The organism is Burkholderia sp. JPY481 (assembly GCF_038900515.1).
GTDB lineage: Bacteria > Pseudomonadota > Gammaproteobacteria > Burkholderiales > Burkholderiaceae > Paraburkholderia > Paraburkholderia youngii.
Window position 1 is genome coordinate 91,720 of record NZ_JAYMRT010000004.1, and the last position, 24,187, is coordinate 115,906.

Sequence of the window (24,187 nt, forward strand, 5' to 3'; positions counted from 1 at the left end):
TGCCGCACGCGGGCGCGGCAGTTTTGCGACAATAGCGCCTTTCGCCGCTCAGGCGTCGGCCGACGCGGCCGTGCAGCGCACCGCACACCGCCGCCGCCAGCCGCCCGGCGCGTCCGCCGGCCTTGCCGCCCAACCCTTCACCCGCGCTGCGTCAGCTGTCCGCTTAATGGCACTTCCCCACATCGATCTGCTGTACTCCGTCTCCGGCCTGTTCGTCGGCTTTCTGGTCGGGCTGACGGGCGTCGGCGGCGGCTCGCTGATGACGCCGATCCTCGTCCTGCTATTCAACGTGCACCCTGCCACCGCGGTCGGCACCGACCTGTTGTACGCGGCCGCCACCAAGGCGACCGGCACGCTGGTGCACGGCCTGAAGGGCTCGGTCGACTGGCTGGTCACGCTGCGTCTCGCCGCCGGCAGCGTGCCCGCGGCCACCATCACGCTGATCCTGCTGCATCGCTACGGAATGGACACGCCGCGCGCGGGCCGGCTGATCCAGGTCGTGCTCGGCGCGGCGCTACTGGTTACCGCGATCGCGCTGGTGTTCCGTCCGCAGCTTGCGGCGCTCGGCGCGCGCAAGCTACGCGCGCCGAGCCAAGGGCGCACGCTAGCGCTGACGATGCTGACCGGCGCGATCCTCGGTGCGCTGGTGTCGTTGACGTCGGTGGGTGCGGGCGCGATCGGCGTGACGGTGTTGCTGCTGCTGTATCCGATGCTGCCGACCACACGCATCGTCGGCTCCGACATCGCGCACGCGGTGCCGCTGACCTTGCTCGCGGGTGCCGGACATTGGCTGCTCGGCTCGATCGACTGGTCGATGCTGCTGTCGCTGCTGGTGGGATCGCTGCCCGGCATCGCGATCGGCAGCTTTCTGGCCTCGCGCGCGCCGGAAGTGCTGCTGCGCAATCTGCTCGCGGCGACGCTGACGCTGGTCGGCGTGCGGCTGGTGTTGTCGTGAGCCGCCCGCTGAAGACGCGTCAAGCGCGCACGCGGCGACCGGTGTCTATTTGAAAAACCGGCTGGTCAGATCCGCCTCGAACTGCCGGACCCACTGACCGTGGCCATCGCGATACGACCGTGACCAGTCGACACGCCGCACGGTGACGACGCGTTCGTGCGCCGGCTCACCGGGCGCCGCGCTCGCGCTGATGTCGAAATGCGCGGGCGCGAAACCGTGTCTTGCGCACACCAGTTCAAATGCCGCGCGATCGCCGATCGGCAGATCGATGTAGCGAAACTGCGTGGTTTGCATAAGCTTGGCTCCCCGTTCCCTCCTCGTCACAGTACGCCCCGCGATGCGTCGGTACTGTGCCGCAGCGCACGAAGCCGGGACAGCCGCGCCTCGATCAGCACCAGTGAGTGCGGCAAGCCGCATTGCTGCGGTCCCGCAAACGTCGCAAGTGCTGCGCCCAAAACCGGCGCACGAAAAAAAAGCTCCGGCGAAAATGCCGGAGCCTCCGAACTGATTGATAGACCTCGCGACGCGGGCCTTGCGGCGCCGCGCTCGCGCGCACCGCTTACTGTTGCTTCGCCGTCAGCTTGTTCGTCACCGACGTCACGCCCTCGACGCCCTTGGCGGCTTCGCCGGCCTTCTCGGCCTGCCCCTGGTCCGGCACCGTGCCGGTCAGCGTCACTGCGCCGCCACGCGCGCGCACGGCGATGTGCGACACGTCGAGACCCTGGGTCTTGGTCAGCGCGTGGCGCACCTTACGGCCAAGTTCATGATTCGCTGCCTTGCCGGCCTTGACGGTGGCTGCCGCCGACGCCGTATCCGGAGCGTTTTGGGCGTAGACGCTGCACGCCGCCACCATTGCCACGACCGCACCCAGTGTTTTCAGAAAACCGACCGTTTTCATAGCTCTCTTCTCCTTGGTTTCACATTGGACCGCATCAACAAGCGGCTTCGTTACGACTACGGGCGGCCGTCATCGCGCGAATGCGCGCGTGCGCGACGGCCGTCAACGGTTGACACGATGTGCAAGAGACGAGAGAGGCTGATTACCGGTAATCGGCAAACCGCGAAGTCCGCCGACGTGCCCGGTTCTTGTCCGTCTTGCCGGGATATCGCCGCAAACGTTGGATCGCGGTAACGATGCACAATTTAATCTAGCCGGCACAGAAGCGCAAAGGGTTTAGCGCGCGGCGTGGCGCACCGACAGCGGGTGCGTCATGCTTGCCGGATAAAGACGGACACGCTACGTGGTCGCGCAAAATTTGCATGGACGTCATGCTGGCGCGCACCCGCGACGCTCACCATTTGTTACGCGTTTGTCGGCGTGACGGGCGGCTACGCGATTCGCGGCCGTGCCAATCTCAGGTACCATCGGCGCGACGCGTGCTGGCGCGCCGCCCAAGCCGCCTGCGCGCATTCGCGCCCGACCGACCGCCGTTTTCAGAAGATCCGATGAAGCCTGACACCGGCCGCAGCCGCCCTACCCATCTCGTCGCCCGTTTTGTCGCGATCTCGTGGCGCGACCTGGCGGTCTCGTTCGGCCCGCTCGTGCTGCTCGTGATCGTCGGCATCTGGGCCGCCGTGCGGCTGATCCAGCCCGCTCCGCCGAATACGCTGACGATTAGCGCCGGCCCGGTCGGCAGCACGTTCTGGATCGCCGCGCAGAAGTACAAGGCGATCCTCGCGCGCAACCGCATCACGCTGAACGTGCTGGCCTCGCAGGGTTCGCAGGAAAATCTGAAGCGGCTGTTGGACCCGAAGGCCAACGTCGATGTCGGCTTCGTGCAGAGCGGCATCGCGCCCGCCGCGGTCGACAAGGACAAAAGCCTGATGTCGCTCGGCAGCGTCGCTTACGTGCCGCTCGCGATCTTCTATCGCGGCGCGCCGGTCGACTGGCTGTCCGGCTTCAAGGGCGAACGCCTCGCGATCGGCCCCGAGGGCAGCGGCACGCGCGAGCTCGCGCTCGCGCTGCTGAAGGCCAACGGCATCGTGCCGGGCGGCCCGACCCGGCTGCTGCCGCTGACGGGCGACGCAGCCGCCGACGCGCTGATCGACGGCACGATCGACGCAACCTTCCTCGCCGGCGACTCGGCGCAACCGGCCGTGATGGGCAAGCTCTACCGCACGGGGAATGTGCGCTTCTACGATTTCTCGCAGGCCGACGCGTACACGCGCCGCTTTCCGTACCTGACGCAGCTGAAGGTGCCGATGGGCGCCTTCGACCTCGGCAAGAACCTGCCGGCGAACTCGATCAGCATCGTCGCGCCGACCGCCGAGCTGATCGCGCGCGATTCGCTGCATCCGGCGCTGTCGGATCTGCTGATCGAAGCCGCGCGCGAGGTGCACGGCGGCGCGACGACGATGCAGCGCGCCGGCGAATTCCCCGCGCCGCTCGCGCACGACTTCCCGCTGTCCGACGACGCCGCGCGCTACTACAAGTCGGGCAAGAGCTTCCTGTACCGGACGCTGCCGTTCTGGATCGCGAGCCTCGCGGACCGCCTGCTGGTGATCGTCGTGCCGCTGATCGTGCTGCTGGTGCCGGCGCTGCGCGTCGTGCCGGGCTTGTACGCATGGCGCGTCAAGTCGCGCATCTATCGCTGGTACGGCGCGCTGATCGCGATCGAGCGCAGCGCGCTCAGCGAACACTCGCCGGCCGAACGCGCGTCGCTGATCGAGCGGCTCGACGCGATCGAAGACTCGGTCAACGGCATGAAGATGCCGCTCGCATACGCGGACCAGTTCTACGTGCTGCGCGAGCACATCGGCTTCGTGCGGCGGCGGCTCATGGCAAGCCGCGACACGCCGGCCGGGCTGGACGAAGCCGACGAGCAGGCGGCCGATCAAGTCAAAGGCTGAGCGCGCCGGCGACACCGCCTGAACCCGCACCCGCCGCCCGCCACCAGGGGATATCGACCGGTGCAAGCCGGGAGCGCACCGCGTAAGATCGCTACAATTTTGATGAGATAACGGACCCACCCTCCGCTCCGTCCGACACAGGCAATCCGGGAGACCTTTATGACCGTTGGCATCGACGCCCAACAGCCGCTGTGGTTTTACGATTTCGTCTCGCCGTTCACGTACCTGTTGCTCGAGCAACACGACAAATGGCCCGGCATGGACTTCGCATTCACGCCGGTCGTGCTGAACGATCTGTATCGCCACTGGGGCCAGCGCTCCGCGTACAGCGTGCCCGCCAAGCGCACCTTCATGTACCGGCATGCGCTGTTTCGCGCGGAGCAGCTCGGCATCCCGTACAAGATGCCGCCCGCCCATCCGTTCGATTCGATGAAACCGCTGCTGCTCGCAACCGCCGCGAACGGCGACGTGCAATTCGTGCGCGAGATTTTCCGCTTCATCTGGCGCGACGGGCGCGACCCGTCGAGCGACGAAGCGTTCGCCGAGCTGTGCGAGCGCGTCGGCAAGCCGGACGGCCCCGAGCTGATCCAGGACGAAGCGGTGAAGGCGCAACTGCAGCGCAATACCGCCGATGCGATCGACCTCGGCGTCTATGGCGTGCCGACGTTTCGTCTGAACGATCAGCTGTTCTGGGGCGAGGACGCGCTGCCGATGGTGCTGTACTGCGCGCGCACGCCGAACTGGCTCGAATCGCGCGAAGTGAAGCGGATCAGTTCGCTGCCGTGGGGCCTCGCGGACAAGCCGGCACCGGCGCCATAACACGGCGGCGGCGGCGGCGGGCCGCGCTGCGGCTGCCGCTTCGGCCCGCGCGAAGCGCCGCCGGCACGCGCCGCGCTGATGCCGGCCATACCGCGCCCGCTATGCCGCCGACGCGCAAACGGGCCTAAGGTTATAAGCTTTCGCACCCCACGCGCGCGCCGCGCGGCGAGCCGATCGGCGGCGCCCGCGTCACCACGCTTCGACCATGGACGACACCGCCGCCTCACTCGATATCTGGCTCGTGCGCGTGCTGCGCACGCTGCTCGTCGAGCGCAGCGTCACGCAGACCGCGATGCGGCTGAACCAGACCCAGCCCGCGATCAGCACCGCGCTGCGCAAGCTGCGCGATACGCTCGGCGATCCGATTCTGGTGCGCGGCAAGTCGGGCATGGTGCCGACCGAATACGGCGAGTCGCTGCTCGCGGCCGCGCAGCGCGTGCTGCGCGATGTCGATTTCGTCGCGACGCCGCACGGCGATTTCGACCCGGGCCGCTCGCGCCGCACGTTTCGCGTCGCCGCGCCCGACTATCTGAACGACTTCTTCATGCCGACCGTGATCGCGCGATTTCGCGAGGCGGCGCCGCATGCGCGGCTCGAAATCGAGTCGCTGGGGCCGCTGCTCGATCATTCGGCCGCGCTCGACGCCGGCGAACTCGATCTCGTGATCGGCAACTGGCCGAAGCCCGATCCGCGCTTCGAGCGCAGCGACCTGTTCGCCGATACCGTCGTGTGCATGATGCGCGCGGACCATCCGCTGACCCGCGAGCCGCTCACGCGCGACGCCTATCTGGCCGCGCCGCATCTGGCGCCGACCCCGTACAGCGGCACGCGCGGCGGGGCGATCGATATCGGCTTCGCGCGCGCGAAGGCGAGCCGGCGCATCGTCGCGACGCTGCCCTACTTCGGGCTCGTCGCGCAGACGCTGCTGCAATCCGATCTGATCTTCACGACCACGCGGCGCTTCGCGATGCATTACGCGAGCATGCTGCCGCTTGCGGTCGTCGATGTGCCGATCGCGTTTCCGCGCATCCGCTGCTATCAGTTGTGGCATCCGCAGCCGGATCGGCCGAGCGATGTCGGCTGGCTGAGGACGTTGATGTCCGAGGTGTCGAGTGAACTGGTCGCGCGCAAAGCGCCGCGCGTGAAGACGCCGCAGCGGGGCCAACAACGAGTGTCCAGCGGCAAATGAAGAAGGGGGACGGCGCATGAGCCCCGTCCCCCTCGAACACTCGCGCAAGCCCGTTGCGCCGTGTGGCCTAAGCCATGATCTGCTCCGTTGCGCGGATCTGGCTCGCGGCCCGTTGTGCCCTCAATCGCAGCAGTTGGGCGCACACCGCAATCGCGATCGCGGCGGGCGCCTTGTCGACGATGCCCTCGACGCCGATCGGGCACGTCATGTCCGCGAGCCGCTCCAGCTCCACGCCTCGTTCGAGCAGACGCCGCTCGAATTTCACGCGCTTCGTCTTCGAGCCGATCATGCCGAAATAGCTAAAATCGCGCCGTCGCATGATGCGCGCGGCCAGCGAAAAATCGAGCGCATGGTTGTGCGTCATCACCAGAAACCACGCGCCGGGCGGCGCCGCGTCGACGATCGCATCGGGCGTGTCGGTCGCTTCGACCTGCACGTTGGGCGGCGTTTCGTCGGGGAACAGCTCGTCGCGCTCGTCGACCCACTGGACCACGCACGGCAGGCTGCCGAGCAATTGCACGAGCGCATGGCCGACATGTCCCGCGCCGAACAGCACGATATGCATCGGCGCGGGCCGCGGTGCCATTTCGGATGCGACGCTACGCCGGCCGATCCGCACCGGCGCGCGGTCGTCACTGGCGCCGGTGCCGTTCAGAGAATTGTTCAGGCGTACTTCCATATCGCGCTCCCGCTCGTCCGCCATTCGCATCAAGCCTGCCGCGCGGCCGTGGTCGCGGCGCGCACCGCGCCGACCGCCTTCAGGATTTCCTCGCTGGTCGCGGGCGCATTGAGCGGCGGATTGACCCGGTGGCCGCCCACCGCCGACACTGCGTCGCGCACCGCGAAGAACACCGAGAACGGCAGCAGCAGAGGCGGCTCGCCGGTCGCCTTCGAACGATGGATGCTGTCCTCCACGTTGCGGTTCTTGAACAGCTTCACGTTGAAGACCGGCGGCACGTCGTTGACGGTCGGAATCTTGTACGTCGACGGCGCGTGCGTCATCAGCTTGCCGCCCGCGTTCCACCACAGTTCTTCCGTGGTGAGCCAGCCCATGCCCTGGATGAACGCGCCTTCCACCTGGCCGACGTCGAGCGCCGGATTCAGCGATGCGCCGACGTCGTGCAGCGCATCGGCGCGCAGCACGCGCATTTCGCCGGTCAGCGTGTCGATCACGACTTCCGATACCGCCGCGCCATACGAGTAGTAATAGAACGGCCGGCCTTGCAGCTTCGACTGATCCCAGTAGAGCTTCGGTGTCGCGTAGAAACCGTCGGACCACAGCTGGATGCGCGCGAGATACGCCTTCGCGATCACTTCCTCGAACGGCACGGCGACCTCGCCGACCACCACGCGATCATGCGCGAAGCGCACGTCGCGCGCGTTCACGCTGCCCGCGCCGTAGCGTTCGGCCGCGAAAGCGGCGAGCCGCTCGCGCAGCTGGCGCGCGGCGTCCTGCGCGGCCTTGCCGTTCAGGTCGGAGCCGGTCGACGCGGCCGTCGCCGACGTATTGGCGACCTTGCTCGTATCGGTCGCACTCACGCGAATGCGCTTGAAGCCGACCCCGAGTTCATGCGCGACGACCTGCGCGACCTTGGTGTTCAGCCCCTGGCCCATTTCGGTGCCGCCGTGATTCACGAGCACCGAGCCGTCGGTGTAGATATGCACGAGCGCGCCGGCCTGGTTGAAGTGCGTGACGTTGAACGCGATGCCGAACTTGACCGGCGTCAGCGCGAGGCCTTTCTTCAGGATCTCGTTGTTCGCGTTGAATGCGTCGATCTCCTTGCGGCGCGCGCGATAGTCGCTGGTCGCTTCGAGTTCGTCGATCAGTTCGTGAATCACGTTGTCTTCGACCACCTGGCCGTACGGCGTCTGATTGCGTTCGGTCTTGCCGTACAGATTGCGGCGGCGCACGTCGAGCGAATCCATGCCGCACGAGCGCGCGACGTTGTCGAGGATGTACTCGATCGCGAATGCGCCCTGCGGGCCGCCGAAGCCGCGAAACGCGGTGTTCGACTGCGTGTTGGTCTTGCCGCAGAAGCCGTCGATCGATACATCCGACAGCCAGTACGCGTTGTCGAAGTGGCACAGCGCGCGCGTCATCACCGGGCCCGACAGGTCCGCGGAAAAGCCGCAGCGCGAGGTCATGTCGACGGCGACGCCTTCGATTACGCCGTCGTCGGCGTAGCCGACTTCGTACGTGTAGTGGAAATCGTGGCGCTTGCCGGTCACCATCATGTCGTCGTCGCGATCGGGGCGCAGCTTCACTGGGCACAGCAGCTTCCATGCGGCGAGCGCGGCGCAGCAGGCAAATAGCGCTGACTGCGATTCCTTGCCGCCGAACCCGCCGCCCATGCGCCGGCATTCGATCAACACGTTATGTGATGCAACGCCCAACGTGTGCGCGACGAGGTGCTGCATTTCGGTCGGATGCTGGGTCGAGCAGTAGACGTGCATGCCGTCGTCATCTTTCGGCACCGCGTACGAGATCTGCCCTTCCAGATAGAACTGCTCCTGGCCGCCGAGCAGCATCGCACCGGCCTCGCGATGCGCGGCGCGCGCGATCTTCGTGCCGGCGTCGCCGCGCGCGAGCTTCATCGGCGGCAGCACGTACTGGTTCGCGGCGCGCGCCTGCTGCGCGGTCAGTACCGCCGGCAGTTCCTCGTAGACCACCTCGGCGCGCCGCGCGCCGAGCCGCGCCGCTTCGTGCGAGCTCGCGACCACGATGAACATCGGCTGGCCGACGTATTGCACGACGCCGTCGGCGAGGATCGGATCGTCGCCATGAACGATCGGGGCAACGTCGTTGACGCCGGGGATGTCGTCGGCGGTGAAGACCGCGACCACGCCGGGCGACGCGCGCACCTGGTCGAGTGCGATCGACACGATCTTCGCGTGCGCCTTCGACGACAGCCCCAGCGCCGCGTGCAGCGTGCCCGCGAGTTCGGGGATATCGTCGGTGTAGGTCGCGCGGCCGCTCACGTGCAGATGCGCGGACTCGTGCGGACGCGACACGTGCACCTGGGTGAAGTCGTCGAGATCCTGAAGCTCTTTCAGGAACGGTTCGGCTTGCTGGTTCATTGTTGGGTTCTCCGTATCCGTGGACGCGCGGCGCTCAAATGCTCGCGCCGGCCGGCGCGACCGCGCGCACATCGAGTGCGCTCTTCGGCAGCGGCTCCCGCGCGCGCGTTTCGAGCCAGAAGCGGTACAGCGTGTTCTTCGCCGCTTCGAGGCGGTAGTCGCTGGTCGCGCGCATGTCGGTGAGCGGCGCGTAGTCGTTGCCGAGCGCGAGCATCGCGGCCTGTGCGGTCGCCTCGTGCCAATCAGCATCGCGCAGCACGGCTTCGGCATTGAGCGCGCGCTTCGGCGTCGCGGCCATGCCGCCGAACGCGATACGCGGCTCGCGGATCACGTCGCCGTCGGCGACGAACGAGAACGCCGCGCACACGGCCGAGATATCCGAGTCGAAACGCTTCGACAGCTTGTAGGTGCGAAAGCGCAGGTTCTTGCGCGCGCCGCCGCGCGCGGGCACCTTCAGGCCGACGACCAACTCGTGCTCAGCCATGTCCTTCTTCTGATATGCGAGGTACAGGTCTTCGAGCGGCATGTCGCGCTCGATGTCGCCGCCGCGCACGATCACGCGCGCGCCGAGCGCGATCAGCCCGGGCATCGAATCGCCGATCGGCGAGCCGTTCGCGATGTTGCCGCCGAGCGTGCCGGCGTTGCGGATCGGCAGCGACGCGAAGCGCTGCCACATTTCGGTAAGCTCCGGATACTGCTTCGCGATCTCGGCGTACGCTCTTTCGACGCTGACGCCGGCGCCGATCTCGATCCAGTCGTCATTGGTTTCGAGCTTTTGCAGCTCGGCGATCTGCCCGACGTAGACGAGGTTGCCGAGTTCGCGCATCTGCTTGGTGACCCACAGGCCGATATCGGTGCTGCCCGCGAGGATGCGCGTGGCCGGTTCCTGCTCCTTGATCTGCGCGAGCGCCGCGACCGTGCGCGGCGCGGCGAACCGCTGGCCCATGTGCTCGTACTCGAACGTGTCGCGGCGCTCGAGCGTCGCGAGCGTGCCGGCGAGCGCCTTCACGTCGAGCGGCGCTGTCGGCGCGGGCGCGTCGAACATGCGCTCGGCCGCATCGACGATCGGCCGGTAACCGGTGCAGCGGCAAAGGTTGCCGGTCAGCGCATTGCCGATCGCCTCGCGCGACGGCACCGTGCGGTTCGCGCAGCCATGCTCGTGGCCGTGCTTCTCGTAGAGCGCCCACATCGACATGATGAAGCCCGGCGTGCAGAAGCCGCACTGCGAGCCGTGACAATCGACCATCGCTTGCTGCACCGGATGCAGCGAGCCGTCCGGCTGGCGCAGGTCTTCGACCGTGAAGAGCGCGCGGCCGTCGAGCGTCGGCACGAACTGGATGCAGGCGTTGACCGCCTTGAAGTCGACGCCGCCCGCCGCGTTGCGCTCGCCGATCACGACGGTGCAGGCGCCGCAGTCACCCTCGGCGCAGCCTTCCTTGGTGCCGGTGCAATGCGCGTCCTCGCGCAGATATTGCAGCACCGTGCGGGTGATGGGCGCGTCCTGGATTTCGCGGATCGCGTTGCGGTGATAGAAGCGAATCGGCTCAGTCATGTCTCGATGCTCTCGTCTGTTCTGTGTTCGCGCGGACCCGCCGCGTCGATGGTTTGAAAGCTATCACCGTCAATAAACGCAACCCATAGCCTGAATCGCATGGGGGACATATTCGTCGCGCGATATGGAGATGGATTTGCGCGTGGCAACGCTTATGTTGATCCGACGTTTTTGCCGTTTTTTTAGATGTTTTGCAGGTGAAATGACATGTCTTATCCCGGCAAGCCGCGCGAAACCGGACCTTTACCAAGTCGCGACCCGCCATTTATTCGTCCCATTTTTTAAGCAAGCCCTGCAAGGGAATCGGTTCCATGGGAGAATCACGGCTCTTCGCCGATTTCAAGTCTCGTTTTCCCGATGTCCACCGACTCCGCGCCCGCCCGCAGCGAATTTGCGACGACCCTGCAGATCATTCCAGTCGTCTTTTTCACCTTCCTTTGCTACCTCGCGATCGGAATTCCGCTCGCGGTGTTGCCCGGCTACGTGCACGGCGACCTCGGCTACAGCGCGGTGCTGGCCGGCGCGGCGATCAGCGTGCAGTACCTCGCGACACTCGCGTCGCGGCCGCTCGCGGGCCGTTCGGCCGACACGCTCGGGCCGAAGCGCACGGTATCGATCGGTCTGCTCGGCTGCGGCGCGAGCGGCGTGCTGCTGTTGCTCGCCGCGCTGGCCGGTCAGTGGCCGGTGCTGAGCCTCGCGCTGCTGGTGTGCAGCCGCCTCGTGCTCGGTTTCGGCGAGAGTCTGTGCGGCACCGGCGCAATCCTGTGGGGGATCGGCCGGGTCGGCACGTCGAACAACGCCCGGGTCATTTCGTGGAACGGCATCGCGACCTACGGCGCGCTCGCGATCGGCGCGCCGCTCGGCGTGATGATCTCGCGCTCGATCGGCTTCACCGCGCTCGGCATTCTGGTGATCGCGCTCGCGGGGCTCGGCTATTACCTCGCGCGTCTGATCGCGCCCGTGCCGGTCGTGCACGGCGAGCGGATGTCGTATCGCAGCGTGTTCACGCGCGTGCTGCCGCACGGCATGGGTCTCGCGCTCGGCTCGGCCGGCTTCGGCTCGATCGCGACCTTCATCACGCTGTTCTATGCGGCGAAGCACTGGCCGAACGCGGCGCTGTCGCTGACGCTGTTCGGCACGCTGTTCATCGGCGCGCGCCTGCTGTTCGCGAACACGATCAAGACCTACGGCGGCTTTCGCGTCGCGATCGCATCGTTCTCGTTCGAATGCGCGGGTCTGTTGATGCTGTGGCTCGCGCCCGAGCCGCATATCGCGCTCGCGGGCGCCGCGCTGACCGGCTTCGGCTTCGCGCTGGTGTTTCCAGCGCTCGGCGTCGAGGCGGTCGGGCTGGTGCCGCCGGCGAGCCGCGGCGCGGCACTGTCCGCGTACTCGGTGTTCCTCGATCTGTCGCTCGGCATCACCGGGCCGCTGGCGGGGTATATCGCCGGCGAGTTCGGTTACGGCTCGGTGTTCCTGTTTGCCGCGCTCGCGGCTGCCGCGGCGGTCGTGCTGTCGACGGTGCTGTATCTGCGCAACGCGAAAGTGACCAATCTGTCCACCGCGCAGTAAGCACCGTTCGCCTCGGCGGCTAATCCCGCTCCGCCGCCATTTCCTGCTTGATCGCCGTCTGCGAGCGCACCGCGATCTGGCCGTGATTGATCCGGCTCGCCACGTTGTACACGCCGATCAGCATGAACAGTTCGGTCGCGGCCACCGAGCACGCGGTGCCGACACCGCCCCAGAAGTAGATGCTGATCGGTGCCTGCACCAGATGGAACAGCGCGCCGTAGATATAGATCCGCTTCAGCAACGACTGATTGCCCGACGCGATCACCGTCAGCATCACCTGGGTCGTCGTCATGCCGACGATTGCCGGCACGAACACGAGGACGCGCAAAATGCGGAACGTCTCGCCGAACGCCTCGCCGAGAAAACGTCCGACGAACCATTCCCCGAGCACCGTGAAGCCGACCAGGATCAGCACCGCCGACGCCGCGAACGCGAGCATGAAGCCGCGGTTGACCTTGTGGATATAGCCGAAGTCGTTGCGCTCGTACGCGACGCAGATCTTCGGAAAGAACGCCTGGATGGCCGGCGCCGTGCACGCGCGCAGCGCGTTGGTGAGCCGCTCGGCCGCCACGTAATAGCCGACCGCGCCCGGGCCGCTGATCATGCGCAGCATGATCACGTTTGCGTACATGTACACGGACGTCAGCGCCGAGCCGAGGAAGATGTGATACGCCTCTTTCGCCTCGGCCATCACGTCGGCCCAGCGGACCCGCACGGTCAGCAGAATCTCGCGCTTCCAGATCAGCACGCCCATGAGGATCAACCCGCACACGAAGGTCGGCGCATATTGCAGCGCGGCCGCGAGCATCACGTCGTCGCGAGTCTTCACGAACAGGAAGAGCGGAATCAGCAGACCTACGCGCGTGGCGAGCAGCGTGCCCGCGAGCACCGGCAGGCGCTGCGTGCCTTCGTAGAAGCAGCCGGGCGTCAGCACGCCGCCCCAGATCACGAGCGAGCCGAGCAGCGTCGCAGCGCGCTCCTGCGGCGACATGTGAGCGGCGAACGCCCAGACGACCAGCACCAGCGAGCACAGCAACGCGAGAATCGCGCGGCCGATCGTGGTCGACCAGTAGATGCGGTTCACGACTTCCGGGTTGTCGATGTGCACCGCCACCTTGCGCGCGCTCGACAGGCCGAAGCCGAAGTCGACGATGACGAGAAGAATCTGCGAAATCGATTGCGCGTAACCGATCACGCCCAACCCGGCCGGCCCAAGTACGTGCGACAGATACGGCAACGTAACGAGCGGCAGCACGTAGTTCAGCGCATACACCGAATACAGCGCGATGATGACGTTTCTCGTCGACACAATCGTCCTGTTTGCAGTTAAAACTCAAGTCGAAAAAACAGAATACGACACGAAAGCAGGTTCACTTAGTGCGATATCGATCTTGTTGTAGCGATCGTCTTCACTATTTGCGTTCAACACCGCGCTCTTCACCGCATTGCCGATCAGATTGCTGACCACGGTCTTGTAATTGGCATCGCTTGCGTCGGTTGCGAACAGGATTTCGGCGAGTAGAGCATGGCCGCGTGTGGCCGCACGCAACACCACGCGGCCCGAGGTCGAGCGCAGCACGTTGATCGAGATGCGCGTCGTCTCCTGCGACACCGTCTGGTTTCCGCAATGCAGTGCCGCCGCGACGCCGCCGCGTTCGTAGCCGACGCCGAGATTCAGCGCATGCACGAGGCTCGCGTCCTTGCCGCCCGCGATCGCGCCGCCGCCCGGATACGCCTTCGCGTAACCGACGATCGAATCGCCGGCGCGATCGCCGAAATTGCCCTGAATCGTGATGCCGTCGAGCGGCGTGCTGCCCGGCGCGGTGGAACTGCCGTACACGAACTGCGGGCCGTCGCAGCCGGCGTTCTCGTCGTCCTGGCCGGGACGGTAGCGATTGCCGACGATCGTCGCGCCCTGCTGGTAGTCGATCTGGATGTGGCAGCTCTGACCGGGCGGCACATCGAGGTACGACGGATGGCCGCGCGTCGAGAACTTCCAGCGCCCGATCTTGCCGTCGCCGCCGCAACCGTTGCGCGAGAAGTAGTTGCCGTTCACCACCTTGCCCCAGTTGCCGCTCTTCATATAGACGCCGGCAAAGCCATTGCGATCGAACACCGCGCCGACGATCAGCGACTCCGCGCCGAGAATCACGCCATGCCGCGCGTTCCATTCCCAGCGTCCGCCGATCACCTGCCAGAAGTTGTCGACGATATCCGCGCCGGCCGTATGGCAGAACATGCCGATGCAGTTGATCAGCGAGCCATCGGTATGCTCGGTCGCGTAGAAGCCGCGCTCGCACATGTACGCATAGCAGCGCTCGAGCGTCGACGTGACGCCGAGCTCGTAGCCCGCGCGCGAAAAACCGATCGCCGTGCAACGACTCGCTCCGGCCGACGTGCCGAAGTGGATGCCGATCGCCGTGTTGCCGGTGTGCGCCGGATAGTTGGCGAGGTAGTAGATGACCTTGTCGTAATGCGCGGGCCGCACCTGCACATGCTCGACGAACGCCGAGTCGCCGAGCTTCAGCGCCGCCGATGTCGGGCCGCCCGCGTCCTGTCTCTCCAGCACGGTCGCGCCCATCGCGATGTCGGTGATCACTACGTATTCGCCGCCGCCGTCGCCGCGCAGTCTCGAACCGTTGGCGGTGGTCAGGTCGCCGGTGTAACGCCAGATGCCGCGCGGCAGATAGAGCCCGCGCGCGCCGCTCGCGAACGCCTCGCGGAGTTCGGCGCCGACATCGTAGCCGGACGCGCCGCGCTGGATCGCCGCCAGCCTGCGCGGATCGACGAAGCGCGCGACGCTGACCTCGAGTCCCGCGACGATGTCGCTCAGCGTCTTCAGATAGCTCGGCGCCACCGGTTCCGATGCGGCACGCTCGGGCACGGACGCGGCGACGCGCAGGATGCCGCCTGCGCCGTCGTCCGCGCCGTTACCCGGAGTCGCGAACGCGCCGGGCGCGCGCGGCGCGTGCCCCGTCGCGCGCGCGATGCCCAGATCGGCTGCACTTGCACTGGCCCCGGCCAGGCCGCCGAGCAGGAACGTCTTGAGCGCCTGTCGCCGGGTTTTCATCTACTCCTCCCCCATTGCGTTACTCCTTCTTTTTTCACGTCGATACGGCGCGAGGCGTCACTCGACCGTGATGCTTTGCGCCTGCTCGGCGGCCGCCGGACGCGCGCTCACGGCGCTCATCGGGACCGGCAGCGCACGCGCCTTCGCGCCGCGAATCAGGCCCTGCACGCCTGGCGGTCTGAACAGCGGCACACGATACTTGCGGCTGAAGCGCCACAAGCTGTTCATATGCCGGCGTCCCGCCTTGCTGAGGAAGCCCGCTGCCGACGCACGCTGATGCTCGTGCGTGAGCCGCGCGCCCGGCACGCACAGCACGCGGTAGCCCGCCTGCCAGATGCGCGCGCAAAAATCGACGTCCTCCATATAGAGGAAGAAGTGCTCGTCCATGCCGCCGAGTTCGCCGAACAACGCGCGCCGCACGATGAAGCCCGTGCCCAGCACCCACTCGGCTTCGAACGGCGTGCCCGCGGCCCATGCTTCGCGCATCATGTGGATGTCGATGCGGCGCTTGAACACGCCGAGCCGCCCGAGCGGCGAACGCCGGCCGAGTATGTCGAGCACCGAATAGAAGCGCCGCGCGGAAAACTGCCGCTCGCCATCCGGATAGACCAGATCGAGACCGACGAGGCCGACGTCCTTCTCCGTGTTGAACAACTGCACCGCCTTTTCGAGCGATGTATCGACGAAATAGGTGTCCGGGTTCAGCACCAGCACGAGTTCGCGCAGACAACCGACCATGCCGAAATTGACGCCGGCTCCGAAGCCGCGATTGATCGAAGTTTTGACGAGTCTCACTCCTGTCGGAAGCGTCTCCCGCAGATAGGAAAAGGAATTGTCCGGTGAAGCGTTGTCCACTACGACGATGTCCTCCTTATCCGCAATCGAAAGTTCCAGCACGGAGCGCACGCAATTTCCGACCAGTTTCGGCGTGTTGTAATTGACGATCACCACGCTAAACATTCCCTTCAGGTTCATCCCCACCTCCTGCTTTGCATCAGGTGTTCGTGGAATTACCCCCAAACACGGCTTTCCAGTTCGTTCACCATGCTTCGCGCTCGTCGCGCGCACTATCGACTACCCACTGCTCGTCCGCGCGATGCGGACGATCTGGCATGCACTGCCTTGCGGTTCGCTACGCGTTGTTTCGACGCGGTCCGTCCACGTAATCGAACACTGGCAATGTCATCAGGATGAAGACAAACGGAATCACTTCGATCGATTGATAGAAGAGCGTTTGAAATAAAGCGGCCCAGACACACAGCGCAATGCGGCTTGCGCTGCTCACGAGTTTCGTCACCGATATCAGCACGCCGTAATAGAAGATCGCGCCCATCAGGCCGATATTCAGGATCTGCTGCAGCACGCTCGATTCGACGATGCCGAACTCCTGTTTCACCGGCTCGGGCGCCGAGTTCGTGACGAGCCCGAAGTAGGTGCCGGCGATCGCGTTGACCGGCAATACGAGCGACTTGGCCTTTTCCCATGCTTCGGCGCGGCCGTCGTTGCCGTCCGATTGCAGGTCGGTCGCGCCGATCATCCGTTCGGTGCCGACGTTGACGACACTATCGTTCTGACTGCTCAGCGCGACGCCGAAGATCATGATCGCCATCGTCGCAAGCACCGTGGCGACGATCAGCTTCGCGTTTCTGGTGATGAACTGGATCGGTCCCTGCACGAACGCGAGCCCGAACGTGCCGAGAATGATCAGCATGCCGCTGCGCGACAGCGCGGAGAAAATCGCGAAGCTGAGCACCGCGCATGCGAGGCCCGACAGCACGTTCTTGCGCACCAGATAATCGACGCCGCACAGCGACGCGGCAATCGCGACGAACAGCGGGTAATGCAGATAGCTGCCGGTCAGCGACGGCGCGCGCAGGTTGTCGAAGCCGTAAGTCGCGCCGGGCAGATCGATAGGGAAGACGTTCTGCTGCTGCGCGAGCGCGACGCCCGCCTCGATCAGCGCGATCAGCACGAGCCCGACATAGGCGACGCGGGGCCGCACGAAGCGTCTTTGATAGTTCGAGATCGCGTAGAAATAGATGAACAGCGTGAAGATGAAGACGAACAGATAGGACTGCCCGAGCTGATCGGTGACTGCGAGCGTCGCGACGATCGACAGCCCGATCGAGAACAGCATGCCCACGAGCAAGCCGAACGACAGGCGTCCTTCGTCGCGGAAGTAAGCGGCGATCGCCGTCGGCGAGATGTACCACACGAGCAGTCCGACGATGCCGCCGACCTGGATCAGATAGGCGGCGTCCTTGCCGATCAGATACTCGAGCACGCCGCGCGATGCGCACAGCACGACGGCCAGCAGATAGGCGATGGTCGCGATCATGGCGTCACGCCTGATACGCCACGGAGGCGTTGACGTTGACCGGTTCCCCGCGGTAGATGCGCTCGATCACGTGCTGGAACTCATCGATCTCGCACACGTTGAGCAAGGTGCCGTCGTGCTCGACGCCTTCCGCGCCGAGCGGCGTCGACACGACCGGCAGTTTCGCCGCGAGCATTTCGAGCGTCTTCAGCTTGACGCCTGCGCCGGACAGCAGCGGCACCACGCCGATATCGGCGGACTCGAAGTACTTGCCCGGATTTTCGACGAAACCGGTCACGCAGATATCGTCGCTATTCAGCCGCTTCACGCGCTCGCTCGGATCGGAGCCGACCACGAACAGCTTGAGTTGCAGACCGCGCTGGCGCAGCGGCAAAAAGATCGCGTCGATGAAATTGAGCAGCGCTTCTTCGTTTTCGCGGCGCTGCATCGCCCCCCAGAACAGGATGTTGCCTTTCTCGATCGTGTCTTTGGAGCGCCGCACTTCCTTCAGAAACGCCGGCAGCGAGATCGGCACGACCTGCACCGTGCCGACCCCGGGATACAGGCCGTTGATCAGCTGCGCGTCCTTGCTCGACAGCACGAGCACCTTGTCGGCCAGCTTCAGCAGACGCTGTTCGAGCATGAAGGTCTGCCGGGTAAACAGCCATCCTTCGATGGACTTGATGCGCAGCATGACCTGGATCTGCACGTCATGCGCGCACATCACGATCTTCACGCCGTCGTGGAAACGCTCGCGCAGGTTCTGTGCATACGTGAAGCATTGTGAGAACTCGAGCCGCACCGTGTCGTAACGGTGCCTGTCGACGAGCTCGCAAAGGAACTTGCCGATCGCGGGTTTATAGCGCGAGTACAGGCGCGGTGAAAACGTCATCGGATTCGCGAGGAACGACGGAATCAGGTCGAACCGGCTCACGTACTGGATATAGACGTTGCGTACGTTCGCGCGGAACTCGATGTCCTTTTCGTCGACCGGCACGCGCGACACGATCAGCACGTCCAGCTCCGATTCCGCGCTCAGTTTGATCAGGTAGTCGTAGGCCAACCGGTGGCCAGCTTGCGGCGCGTTTTTCTGAGGCAGAAAAGGCGTGACAAATAGCTGTTTCATCCGAGTAGTCCCTTGCCTGTACGGTGTGCGCTCGGCAAGCGCGGCCGTAAGATCCCTTCGCATTGCTATGTTGGTTTTTCTGATCGGTCCATTCGGGCGCTACGCCCCGCACCGCGGGAGCGTCGCGAACCACGCGCCCGGGTTCATCGGTCGTACGGTTTGTAGATGTAGGCCGCGTAGCGATAGCGTCCGTAGCCGTAGCTGTAGCGTCCCGGCCGCATCTTCAGTCCGTTCATGATCACGCCGCGCACCGGCAGGCCGACCTTCTGCATCTGGCGGACCGACTCACGCAGCTCGCCGATGCCCGTCACACCCTGACGCGCGACGAAGAACGTCGTGCCTGCCACGCACGCGAGCCGCACCGCATCCGCGGCGAGCAGCACCGGCGGGCCGTCGAGCAGCACGACGTCGTAGCCGGTCGCGACCTGGCGCAGCACCGACTCGAGCCGCGCGTTCGACAGCACGTCGCTCGGGCTCGCCACCTGGCGGCCGCTCGCGATGAAATCGACACCCTGGAAACGGGTCGCGCGAATCAGCTCTTCGGGGCGGTACGCGCCCTGGATCAAATCGGACAGGCCGGGACCGCGATCGCCGCCGAGATGCCGATGCAGGAAGCCGCGGCGCAGGTCACCGTCGACCAGCAGCACGCGCTTGCCGGTCGCACCGATGACTGCGGCGAGATTCAGCGACACGAACGACTTGCCGATGCCCGGCGTCGGGCCCGTGATCAGCACGATATGGTTGCGCGCCTTGGTCATCGTGAATTCGAGCGCGGTGCGAAAGCCACGCAGACTTTCGATCGCCGGATCGATCACCGCTTCGCCCGCGAGCACGAGCGCCTTCGATTCCGGACGGCGACGGCTGTGCGCGAAGCGCTCTTCCTGACGGCTGAACGGCACGCTCGCGTAGACCGGCAGACCGGTGCGCAGCTCGACTTCGTACGGATCGTCGATCGCATCGAACAGACGCTGACGCACCAGCGCGATCACCGCGCCGACGAACACGCCGAGCATCATCGCGCCGATGATGATCAGGAGCGGCTTGGGCCGCACCGGCGTATCGGGCGCGACGGCGCCGTCGACGATGCGCACATTGCCGGCCTTGCCCGCCTTGATCAGCTTCAGCTGTTCGAGCGTATTGCGCAGCGACGTGTCGAGTTCGGTGCCGACCTGCACGTCGCGCTGCAGGCGCAGCACGTTCTGTTCGAGCGGCGGCAGCGACTGCGTCCGGCTCGCGAGATCTTTCGCTTCCTGTTGCGCCGCACGCAACTGCGCGTTGACCGACTGCACCGCCGGATGCTGGTCGGTGAAGCGCGACAGCAGTTCATTGCGCTTCTGCTGGAGTTCCGCGAGCCGCGTCTGCGCCTGAACCGACAGTTGAAGCAGGTTGGTCGCTTCCTCGCCGAGATCGACGGTGCCATGCTTCGCGCGGAAGTCGTTGAAGCGCGTTTCCGAATCCGAAAGCTGCTGGCGCATTTCCGGAAGCTGCATTTCGAGGAAACGGATCGAACGCTCCGCTTCCTCGGATTTGCGCTTCAGGTTCTGGCTCACGTATTCGCCCGCGATGGTCCCGAGAATCGCGCTGATCTTATTCGGATCGCTGCCCTCGAGCGACACGCCGAGGATGTCGGACTCCTTGCCTTTTTCGGAGATCGTCAATTCCTTGCGCAGCTTTTCGGTCGTCGTCAGCGCGGACTGGCGCCGCAATTCGAAGGTCGCGCCGGGCTTCGCGTCGATCCGGTCGACGACGAGCGTGAGCGGCCCGTAGTTGGTCGTCGCGGTAAGCGCCTGGCCGACCGTGCCGTCGAGCTTCAGCTTGCCGTATTGCAGCTCGTAGCTCGAACCCTCGCCCATCCTCAGCACGAACGGACGGTCGAACAGCTCTTCCGGCACGTCGAATTTCGACACCGTGATGCGCTCGTTGCCGTACACGTAGCCGTGCGGTCCCGGCGTCGACAGATGATCGGAATGGCGGGCGAGCCAGCGGCCGAACAGCGGGAAGTAGCGCGGCGCCGCTTCGATGTCGAGATTGAGCTTGTCGACCGCGCGGCCCACCACCATGCGCGAGCCGATCACCTGGGCCTCGCCGGACGTCGCGGTCTTTACGTCGAACATCGCGGACACGTCGCCGATCACGCTCTTGGACGAGGTTCCCGCGTTCTCCTCGACCTGCACCAGGATGTCCGCGCGATAGACGGGTTGGGAGAACACCGAATAACCGATGCCGAGCGCGACCGCGATGGCCGTCGTGATGGCAATCAGCTTGCGGTTGTCATACAGCGCATCCAGATAGTTCGCGAAGCCTGCCGGCGGATGTTCGCTGTTGTTGTTCCGGCTATCGAATGGTGCACTGCTTTGGTTCATGCGAGTTCTCCCAAAGTCCCGACGGTTTCCCACTACTTCGCGGCGCCCGGACCGGCACGTCGCCGCATCCAGTCACGCCCGTGTCCGTCGAGCCGACCGCCTCGATCGGACGGGGTAGCTGATTTACGCCACATCGGCTACCTTGTGTGTAACAGCACCTATGCGAGCTCGGCTCTTTTCCCTAACATCGCACCACTCGCTTTTTTACGGAGACCGAAATGAAAAAACTTCTTGCCGCCGTATTACCGGTATTACTGACTGCCCAGGTGGGACACGCCCAGAGCATCGTGTCCGCCTCCTCTTCCGCTTATGCGCCGCGTTATGTCGCCAAGCACTCGCAACTCGACGCGATGACGCCTCATGCGGCCAGTTCCACGACGCTTTACGGCTCCCCGTCGGATTTCGCGTACGCAAAAAAGAACCGCTATGTCGCGCCCAACGTGTACACCCAAACTAAAAACAGCCTTCCGAAGCAGAAACGTACAAGCGTTGCGCAGCCTGTCCGCGGCAAGAACTCAGCGGACCCCTACGGCAGCGATTTGTGGAATTCAGACCAGACCTACGCCTCTCCCGAGACCTCTGATCCGTACGGCGTGCGCTGAGCTTTAGCGCACCACCGTTTGGATCCCCCGTATCGCTGATGTGGCCGCATGCGGCCACATTCTGTTTGGGTTGAGCTGACTGCCGGGCCCGGTAGCGAATATTTCCCCGATTAGCCGCGTCTCGTCCGCCGTTTTTCCACGCAAACGCTCACGACCTGCACATGCTCTTGTTCTGATGAGTCTGCGGTTTGGTCGGCCATCGAGCCGATCATCGCCAGCTACGCGCCCTCGCTTACCCTGTCGAGCCGCGCGCTTCAATGCTCGAAAAAAAGCCTTTCCTTGGCGATCATAATATTCAGAGAGCCCGTCCTTACAACGTTCGGCAGCGCACACAAAAGCTGATTGCTACAGGATTGCTTCAGACAAATCACGCAATAAAAAACGCATGTTTAAAGCGACGATAACCGTGCGGATATACACGCCGTTTGCCACAATCAGCACCGACTATTTTCAGGGCGCCGGACGCGGATTATCTGCATAGCGCGCGCGCCGGCGCGACGGTGCGATGGGCGCCGAGCTTTCGCCGATGTGCATGATTTCTGCCAGACGCCGCGCGTAATGCTCGGGCAGATATTCGCCGACGTCGTACTTTCTGTGCTCATCGGCCAGATGAACGGCCAATTCGCCGAGCGCCTGTTTCAGACTGCCCGGATCGAACTTGAACTTGATCTTGTTGCCGACCGATTCCGCTGTCACCGCCATGCTGCCGCCATCGCGAATCAGCACCGGCAGGCCGAGCATCGCCGCCTCGACGACGACGAGGGGCGCGTTCTCCGCGCCCACCGACGGCACGACCACCGCATCGGCGAACTCGCGCATCGCGGGAAACAGCTGCTGCTGCGGCATCGTGCCGAACAGGATCAGCTTGCGCTCGGCGATCAGCGACGCGTAGCGCTGTTCGATCGCCGAGCGATCCGGCCCGTCGCCATACACGCCGATGCTATTGATGCGTTCGAAGCCCGCCGCCTCACAAAGCGTCAGAAATTGCAGCAGGCCTTTCTCCGGCGAGATCCGTCCGACGAACGCGATGTTGAAGCGCTCCTTGTCGCGCACCGTGACGATCGGCATCGCACTCGGCACCGCCGACGGATTGTGCACGATCACCGTGTTCTCGATGCCCACGCGATGCAGCGCCTGCTGCATGAACAGGCTCGGGCACAGGATCTTGTCGAACACGCGCGCGGGCTGATAAGCCGCGCGGACCGCGTGCCACCACGCCTTGGTCATCAGATCGTGCACGAGGCCCTTCGGCGTCGGCCGCAACGTGAAGACCGCGCGTGTGCGCAACACGTCGAGCGGCAGAATGATCGGCCGCTTGTCCTTGTCGAAGTACTGCAGCGACGGGTTGTAGTAGACGAGGTGATAGTCGTGGCAGGTGTGATACGCGCGGTAGCCGAACTGACGCTGGTTGCGCGCGATCACGCTGAGAATCGAAGGCGATAGCACGTTGTGGTAGTTGTGCACCATCAGCCGATGCGGCCGGAAACGGTGCAGCGCCTTTTCGAGCGCGCGCGCGGCGGTCGTGTTCCAGGAGCGCGTCAGCATCGTCGAGCGGCCGGAGAACTGGCTATCGTCGAAACGCTCGACCTCGACGCCGCGCAGCGTGCCCAACAGCTCGGCCGATTGTTGATAGACCACTTCCGCGCCGCCCATGTGCGCGTAATCGTTGATCACCAGTACCCTGCAGCGCTGCATGTTCCCCTCCTGTTGTCTGCCTCTCGAGCCGTCTCGCGAAGAACCCGGACGGCTTTGCCCGGTCCATTCGCGTGGTCCGGGCGCTCCCTCTGTTCAAAACTGCGGAAACTTGCCGCGCCAGCCGCCGCCCTCGCGCAGATAGCGCAGGAACAGTGCAATGCCGCTCAATTGCGCCGCGAAGCGCAGCGTCGACGCCGCATCGTCGATGATGATCGTGCGCAGCCGGTACGGATCGGTGTGCTGATCGTTCCAGCCGATGTCGCAGGTACGCGCGGTTTTGAAGCCCGCCGCGCGCACGAACTCCACTTCGCGCTCGCCGTAATTGCCGTTCGGATACGCGAAGTGCTCGCACGGCTGTTGCAGCAGCGCCGCGATTTCATGGCGGCTGTCGCTGATTTCGGCCTGGCTTTCAGCGTCGCTGCAATGCGTGAGGATCGGATGGAAGCGCGTATGCGCCTGGAAGTCGATGTGCTCGCGCATCGCCTGCATCTGTTCGATCGACAGGCCGGTCGGCCGGTCGTCGCCGTCCTGCTGGTAGCCTTCAGCCGCCAGCGCGGCGAGGCGCTCTTCGTTCGTCATGCGCTTCAGACGTTCATGGCCGACGCGCAGCGAACCCGGATGCAGCCACCAGTGACTGCGCGGCCGTCCGACGATGCGGCTGCACAGGAAGATCGTCGGGCGCACCTTGTGCTTGATGAACACCGGCAACAGCTTCGCGTTGCCCGCGTGGCCGTCGTCGAGCGTGATCGCCACGCGCGGGCGGCCGCGGCCGGGCGCGCTGACGTCGGTCAACGGCACGAACTCGCACAGCTTGCTCAGATAAGTCAGATGACGGTCGAGCGTGTCCGGATCAGGATCGTGATAAAGCAGCACGGCCACGCGATCGCGCCACAGTAGCTTGCGCGTGCACCACGCAAGACCCGACCACAACACGAAGCCCGCGAGCATCTCTTTCACGAGCGCCTTGTAGCGCTTCATGCGGGGTCCGCGGTAGCTATCGGA

Annotated in this window: 19 protein-coding genes; 6 read left to right on the forward strand and 13 right to left on the reverse strand. The window is 65.1% G+C overall.

Features of this window, described 5'->3' with window-relative positions; translation table 11 throughout:
* Positions 1 to 166: 166 nt before the first annotated feature.
* The gene (locus tag VSR82_RS12435; protein WP_368624144.1) at positions 167 to 955 is read left to right on the forward strand and encodes a sulfite exporter TauE/SafE family protein; all 789 of its coding nucleotides are present in this window, start codon (positions 167 to 169) and stop codon (positions 953 to 955) included.
* A gap of 45 nt (positions 956 to 1,000) precedes the next feature.
* On the opposite strand, the gene VSR82_RS12440 is transcribed toward VSR82_RS12435, so the two are convergent.
* Positions 1,001 to 1,249: a hypothetical protein gene (locus tag VSR82_RS12440; protein ID WP_176109425.1), complete on the reverse strand. Its 249-nt coding sequence runs from the start codon at positions 1,247 to 1,249 to the stop codon at positions 1,001 to 1,003.
* Positions 1,250 to 1,514: 265 nt separating this feature from the next.
* Positions 1,515 to 1,853, reverse strand: coding sequence for a BON domain-containing protein (locus VSR82_RS12445; protein ID WP_176109426.1), 339 nt, complete (start codon positions 1,851 to 1,853; stop codon positions 1,515 to 1,517).
* 548 nt (positions 1,854 to 2,401) lie between these two features.
* Between VSR82_RS12445 and VSR82_RS12450 the strand changes: the two genes are divergently transcribed.
* The 3 genes from VSR82_RS12450 (at position 2,402) to VSR82_RS12460 (ending at position 5,813) form a co-directional block, all read left to right on the forward strand.
* Entirely contained in the window at positions 2,402 to 3,805 is a 1,404-nt protein-coding gene (locus VSR82_RS12450) for a TAXI family TRAP transporter solute-binding subunit (RefSeq protein ID WP_429460776.1), read from the forward strand.
* 159 nt (positions 3,806 to 3,964) lie between these two features.
* On the forward strand, positions 3,965 to 4,624 hold the full coding sequence (locus tag VSR82_RS12455) for a 2-hydroxychromene-2-carboxylate isomerase (RefSeq protein ID WP_176379091.1): 660 nt from the start codon (positions 3,965 to 3,967) through the stop codon (positions 4,622 to 4,624).
* Between the two features lie 205 nt (positions 4,625 to 4,829).
* The gene (locus tag VSR82_RS12460) at positions 4,830 to 5,813 is read left to right on the forward strand and encodes a LysR substrate-binding domain-containing protein (RefSeq protein ID WP_429460778.1); all 984 of its coding nucleotides are present in this window, start codon (positions 4,830 to 4,832) and stop codon (positions 5,811 to 5,813) included.
* Positions 5,814 to 5,880: 67 nt separating this feature from the next.
* On the opposite strand, the gene xdhC is transcribed toward VSR82_RS12460, so the two are convergent.
* The 3 genes from xdhC to xdhA are packed head-to-tail and all read right to left on the reverse strand — an operon-like array spanning position 5,881 to position 10,443.
* Complete coding sequence (gene xdhC / locus VSR82_RS12465) at positions 5,881 to 6,492, reverse strand: xanthine dehydrogenase accessory protein XdhC (RefSeq protein ID WP_368585376.1); 612 nt, start codon at positions 6,490 to 6,492, stop codon at positions 5,881 to 5,883.
* A gap of 29 nt (positions 6,493 to 6,521) precedes the next feature.
* Positions 6,522 to 8,891 (reverse strand): xanthine dehydrogenase molybdopterin binding subunit, encoded by a 2,370-nt coding sequence (gene xdhB / locus VSR82_RS12470; protein WP_429460781.1) that lies wholly within the window; start codon positions 8,889 to 8,891, stop codon positions 6,522 to 6,524.
* A gap of 34 nt (positions 8,892 to 8,925) precedes the next feature.
* Positions 8,926 to 10,443 (reverse strand): xanthine dehydrogenase small subunit, encoded by a 1,518-nt coding sequence (xdhA, locus tag VSR82_RS12475; RefSeq protein WP_429460783.1) that lies wholly within the window; start codon positions 10,441 to 10,443, stop codon positions 8,926 to 8,928.
* 357 nt (positions 10,444 to 10,800) lie between these two features.
* On the opposite strand from xdhA, the gene VSR82_RS12480 reads away from it, so the two are divergent.
* Positions 10,801 to 12,012: an MFS transporter gene (locus tag VSR82_RS12480; RefSeq protein ID WP_498857725.1), complete on the forward strand. Its 1,212-nt coding sequence runs from the start codon at positions 10,801 to 10,803 to the stop codon at positions 12,010 to 12,012.
* A 19-nt stretch (positions 12,013 to 12,031) separates the two neighbouring features.
* Here VSR82_RS12480 and VSR82_RS12485 read toward each other — a convergent pair whose 3' ends face one another.
* The 6 genes from VSR82_RS12485 to VSR82_RS12510 form a co-directional block, all read right to left on the reverse strand.
* Positions 12,032 to 13,321: an oligosaccharide flippase family protein gene (locus tag VSR82_RS12485; protein WP_410851305.1), complete on the reverse strand. Its 1,290-nt coding sequence runs from the start codon at positions 13,319 to 13,321 to the stop codon at positions 12,032 to 12,034.
* A gap of 24 nt (positions 13,322 to 13,345) precedes the next feature.
* Positions 13,346 to 15,082, reverse strand: a complete 1,737-nt coding sequence (locus VSR82_RS12490; RefSeq protein WP_429460785.1) for a hypothetical protein — start codon at positions 15,080 to 15,082, stop codon at positions 13,346 to 13,348.
* 57 nt (positions 15,083 to 15,139) lie between these two features.
* On the reverse strand, positions 15,140 to 16,057 hold the full coding sequence (locus VSR82_RS12495; RefSeq protein WP_429460787.1) for a glycosyltransferase family 2 protein: 918 nt from the start codon (positions 16,055 to 16,057) through the stop codon (positions 15,140 to 15,142).
* Between the two features lie 157 nt (positions 16,058 to 16,214).
* Positions 16,215 to 17,420, reverse strand: coding sequence for a hypothetical protein (locus tag VSR82_RS12500; protein WP_429460789.1), 1,206 nt, complete (start codon positions 17,418 to 17,420; stop codon positions 16,215 to 16,217).
* Positions 17,421 to 17,424: 4 nt separating this feature from the next.
* Complete coding sequence (locus VSR82_RS12505) at positions 17,425 to 18,525, reverse strand: glycosyltransferase (RefSeq protein WP_429460791.1); 1,101 nt, start codon at positions 18,523 to 18,525, stop codon at positions 17,425 to 17,427.
* Between the two features lie 143 nt (positions 18,526 to 18,668).
* Positions 18,669 to 20,888 carry a GNVR domain-containing protein gene (locus VSR82_RS12510; RefSeq protein ID WP_368585385.1) on the reverse strand — a complete coding sequence of 740 codons (2,220 nt, stop codon included), beginning with the start codon at positions 20,886 to 20,888 and terminating at the stop codon, positions 18,669 to 18,671.
* A gap of 218 nt (positions 20,889 to 21,106) precedes the next feature.
* On the opposite strand from VSR82_RS12510, the gene VSR82_RS12515 reads away from it, so the two are divergent.
* Positions 21,107 to 21,490, forward strand: a complete 384-nt coding sequence (locus tag VSR82_RS12515) for a hypothetical protein (RefSeq protein ID WP_368585386.1) — start codon at positions 21,107 to 21,109, stop codon at positions 21,488 to 21,490.
* Between the two features lie 450 nt (positions 21,491 to 21,940).
* Here VSR82_RS12515 and VSR82_RS12520 read toward each other — a convergent pair whose 3' ends face one another.
* A complete protein-coding gene (locus VSR82_RS12520; RefSeq protein ID WP_498857726.1) occupies positions 21,941 to 23,185 on the reverse strand; it encodes a glycosyltransferase in 1,245 nt (414 codons plus the stop codon).
* Positions 23,186 to 23,278: 93 nt separating this feature from the next.
* On the reverse strand, positions 23,279 to 24,163 hold the full coding sequence (locus VSR82_RS12525) for a polysaccharide deacetylase family protein (protein ID WP_429460797.1): 885 nt from the start codon (positions 24,161 to 24,163) through the stop codon (positions 23,279 to 23,281).
* Positions 24,164 to 24,187 lie beyond the last annotated feature (24 nt).

What these genes read in the sequence shown, in the direction of transcription:
- VSR82_RS12435 (WP_368624144.1), top strand. Translation starts at nt 167, where the DNA reads ATGGCACTTCCCCACATCGATCTGCTGTACTCCGTCTCCGGCCTGTTC.
- VSR82_RS12440 (WP_176109425.1), bottom strand. Translation starts at nt 1,249, where the DNA reads ATGCAAACCACGCAGTTTCGCTACATCGATCTGCCGATCGGCGATCGC.
- VSR82_RS12445 (WP_176109426.1), bottom strand. Translation starts at nt 1,853, where the DNA reads ATGAAAACGGTCGGTTTTCTGAAAACACTGGGTGCGGTCGTGGCAATG.
- VSR82_RS12450 (WP_429460776.1), top strand. Translation starts at nt 2,402, where the DNA reads ATGAAGCCTGACACCGGCCGCAGCCGCCCTACCCATCTCGTCGCCCGT.
- VSR82_RS12455 (WP_176379091.1), top strand. Translation starts at nt 3,965, where the DNA reads ATGACCGTTGGCATCGACGCCCAACAGCCGCTGTGGTTTTACGATTTC.
- VSR82_RS12460 (WP_429460778.1), top strand. Translation starts at nt 4,830, where the DNA reads ATGGACGACACCGCCGCCTCACTCGATATCTGGCTCGTGCGCGTGCTG.
- xdhC (WP_368585376.1), bottom strand. Translation starts at nt 6,492, where the DNA reads ATGGAAGTACGCCTGAACAATTCTCTGAACGGCACCGGCGCCAGTGAC.
- xdhB (WP_429460781.1), bottom strand. Translation starts at nt 8,891, where the DNA reads ATGAACCAGCAAGCCGAACCGTTCCTGAAAGAGCTTCAGGATCTCGAC.
- xdhA (WP_429460783.1), bottom strand. Translation starts at nt 10,443, where the DNA reads ATGACTGAGCCGATTCGCTTCTATCACCGCAACGCGATCCGCGAAATC.
- VSR82_RS12480 (WP_498857725.1), top strand. Translation starts at nt 10,801, where the DNA reads ATGTCCACCGACTCCGCGCCCGCCCGCAGCGAATTTGCGACGACCCTG.
- VSR82_RS12490 (WP_429460785.1), bottom strand. Translation starts at nt 15,082, where the DNA reads ATGAAAACCCGGCGACAGGCGCTCAAGACGTTCCTGCTCGGCGGCCTG.
- VSR82_RS12495 (WP_429460787.1), bottom strand. Translation starts at nt 16,057, where the DNA reads ATGAACCTGAAGGGAATGTTTAGCGTGGTGATCGTCAATTACAACACG.
- VSR82_RS12500 (WP_429460789.1), bottom strand. Translation starts at nt 17,420, where the DNA reads ATGATCGCGACCATCGCCTATCTGCTGGCCGTCGTGCTGTGCGCATCG.
- VSR82_RS12505 (WP_429460791.1), bottom strand. Translation starts at nt 18,525, where the DNA reads ATGAAACAGCTATTTGTCACGCCTTTTCTGCCTCAGAAAAACGCGCCG.
- VSR82_RS12510 (WP_368585385.1), bottom strand. Translation starts at nt 20,888, where the DNA reads ATGAACCAAAGCAGTGCACCATTCGATAGCCGGAACAACAACAGCGAA.
- VSR82_RS12515 (WP_368585386.1), top strand. Translation starts at nt 21,107, where the DNA reads ATGAAAAAACTTCTTGCCGCCGTATTACCGGTATTACTGACTGCCCAG.
- VSR82_RS12520 (WP_498857726.1), bottom strand. Translation starts at nt 23,185, where the DNA reads ATGCAGCGCTGCAGGGTACTGGTGATCAACGATTACGCGCACATGGGC.
- VSR82_RS12525 (WP_429460797.1), bottom strand. Translation starts at nt 24,163, where the DNA reads ATGAAGCGCTACAAGGCGCTCGTGAAAGAGATGCTCGCGGGCTTCGTG.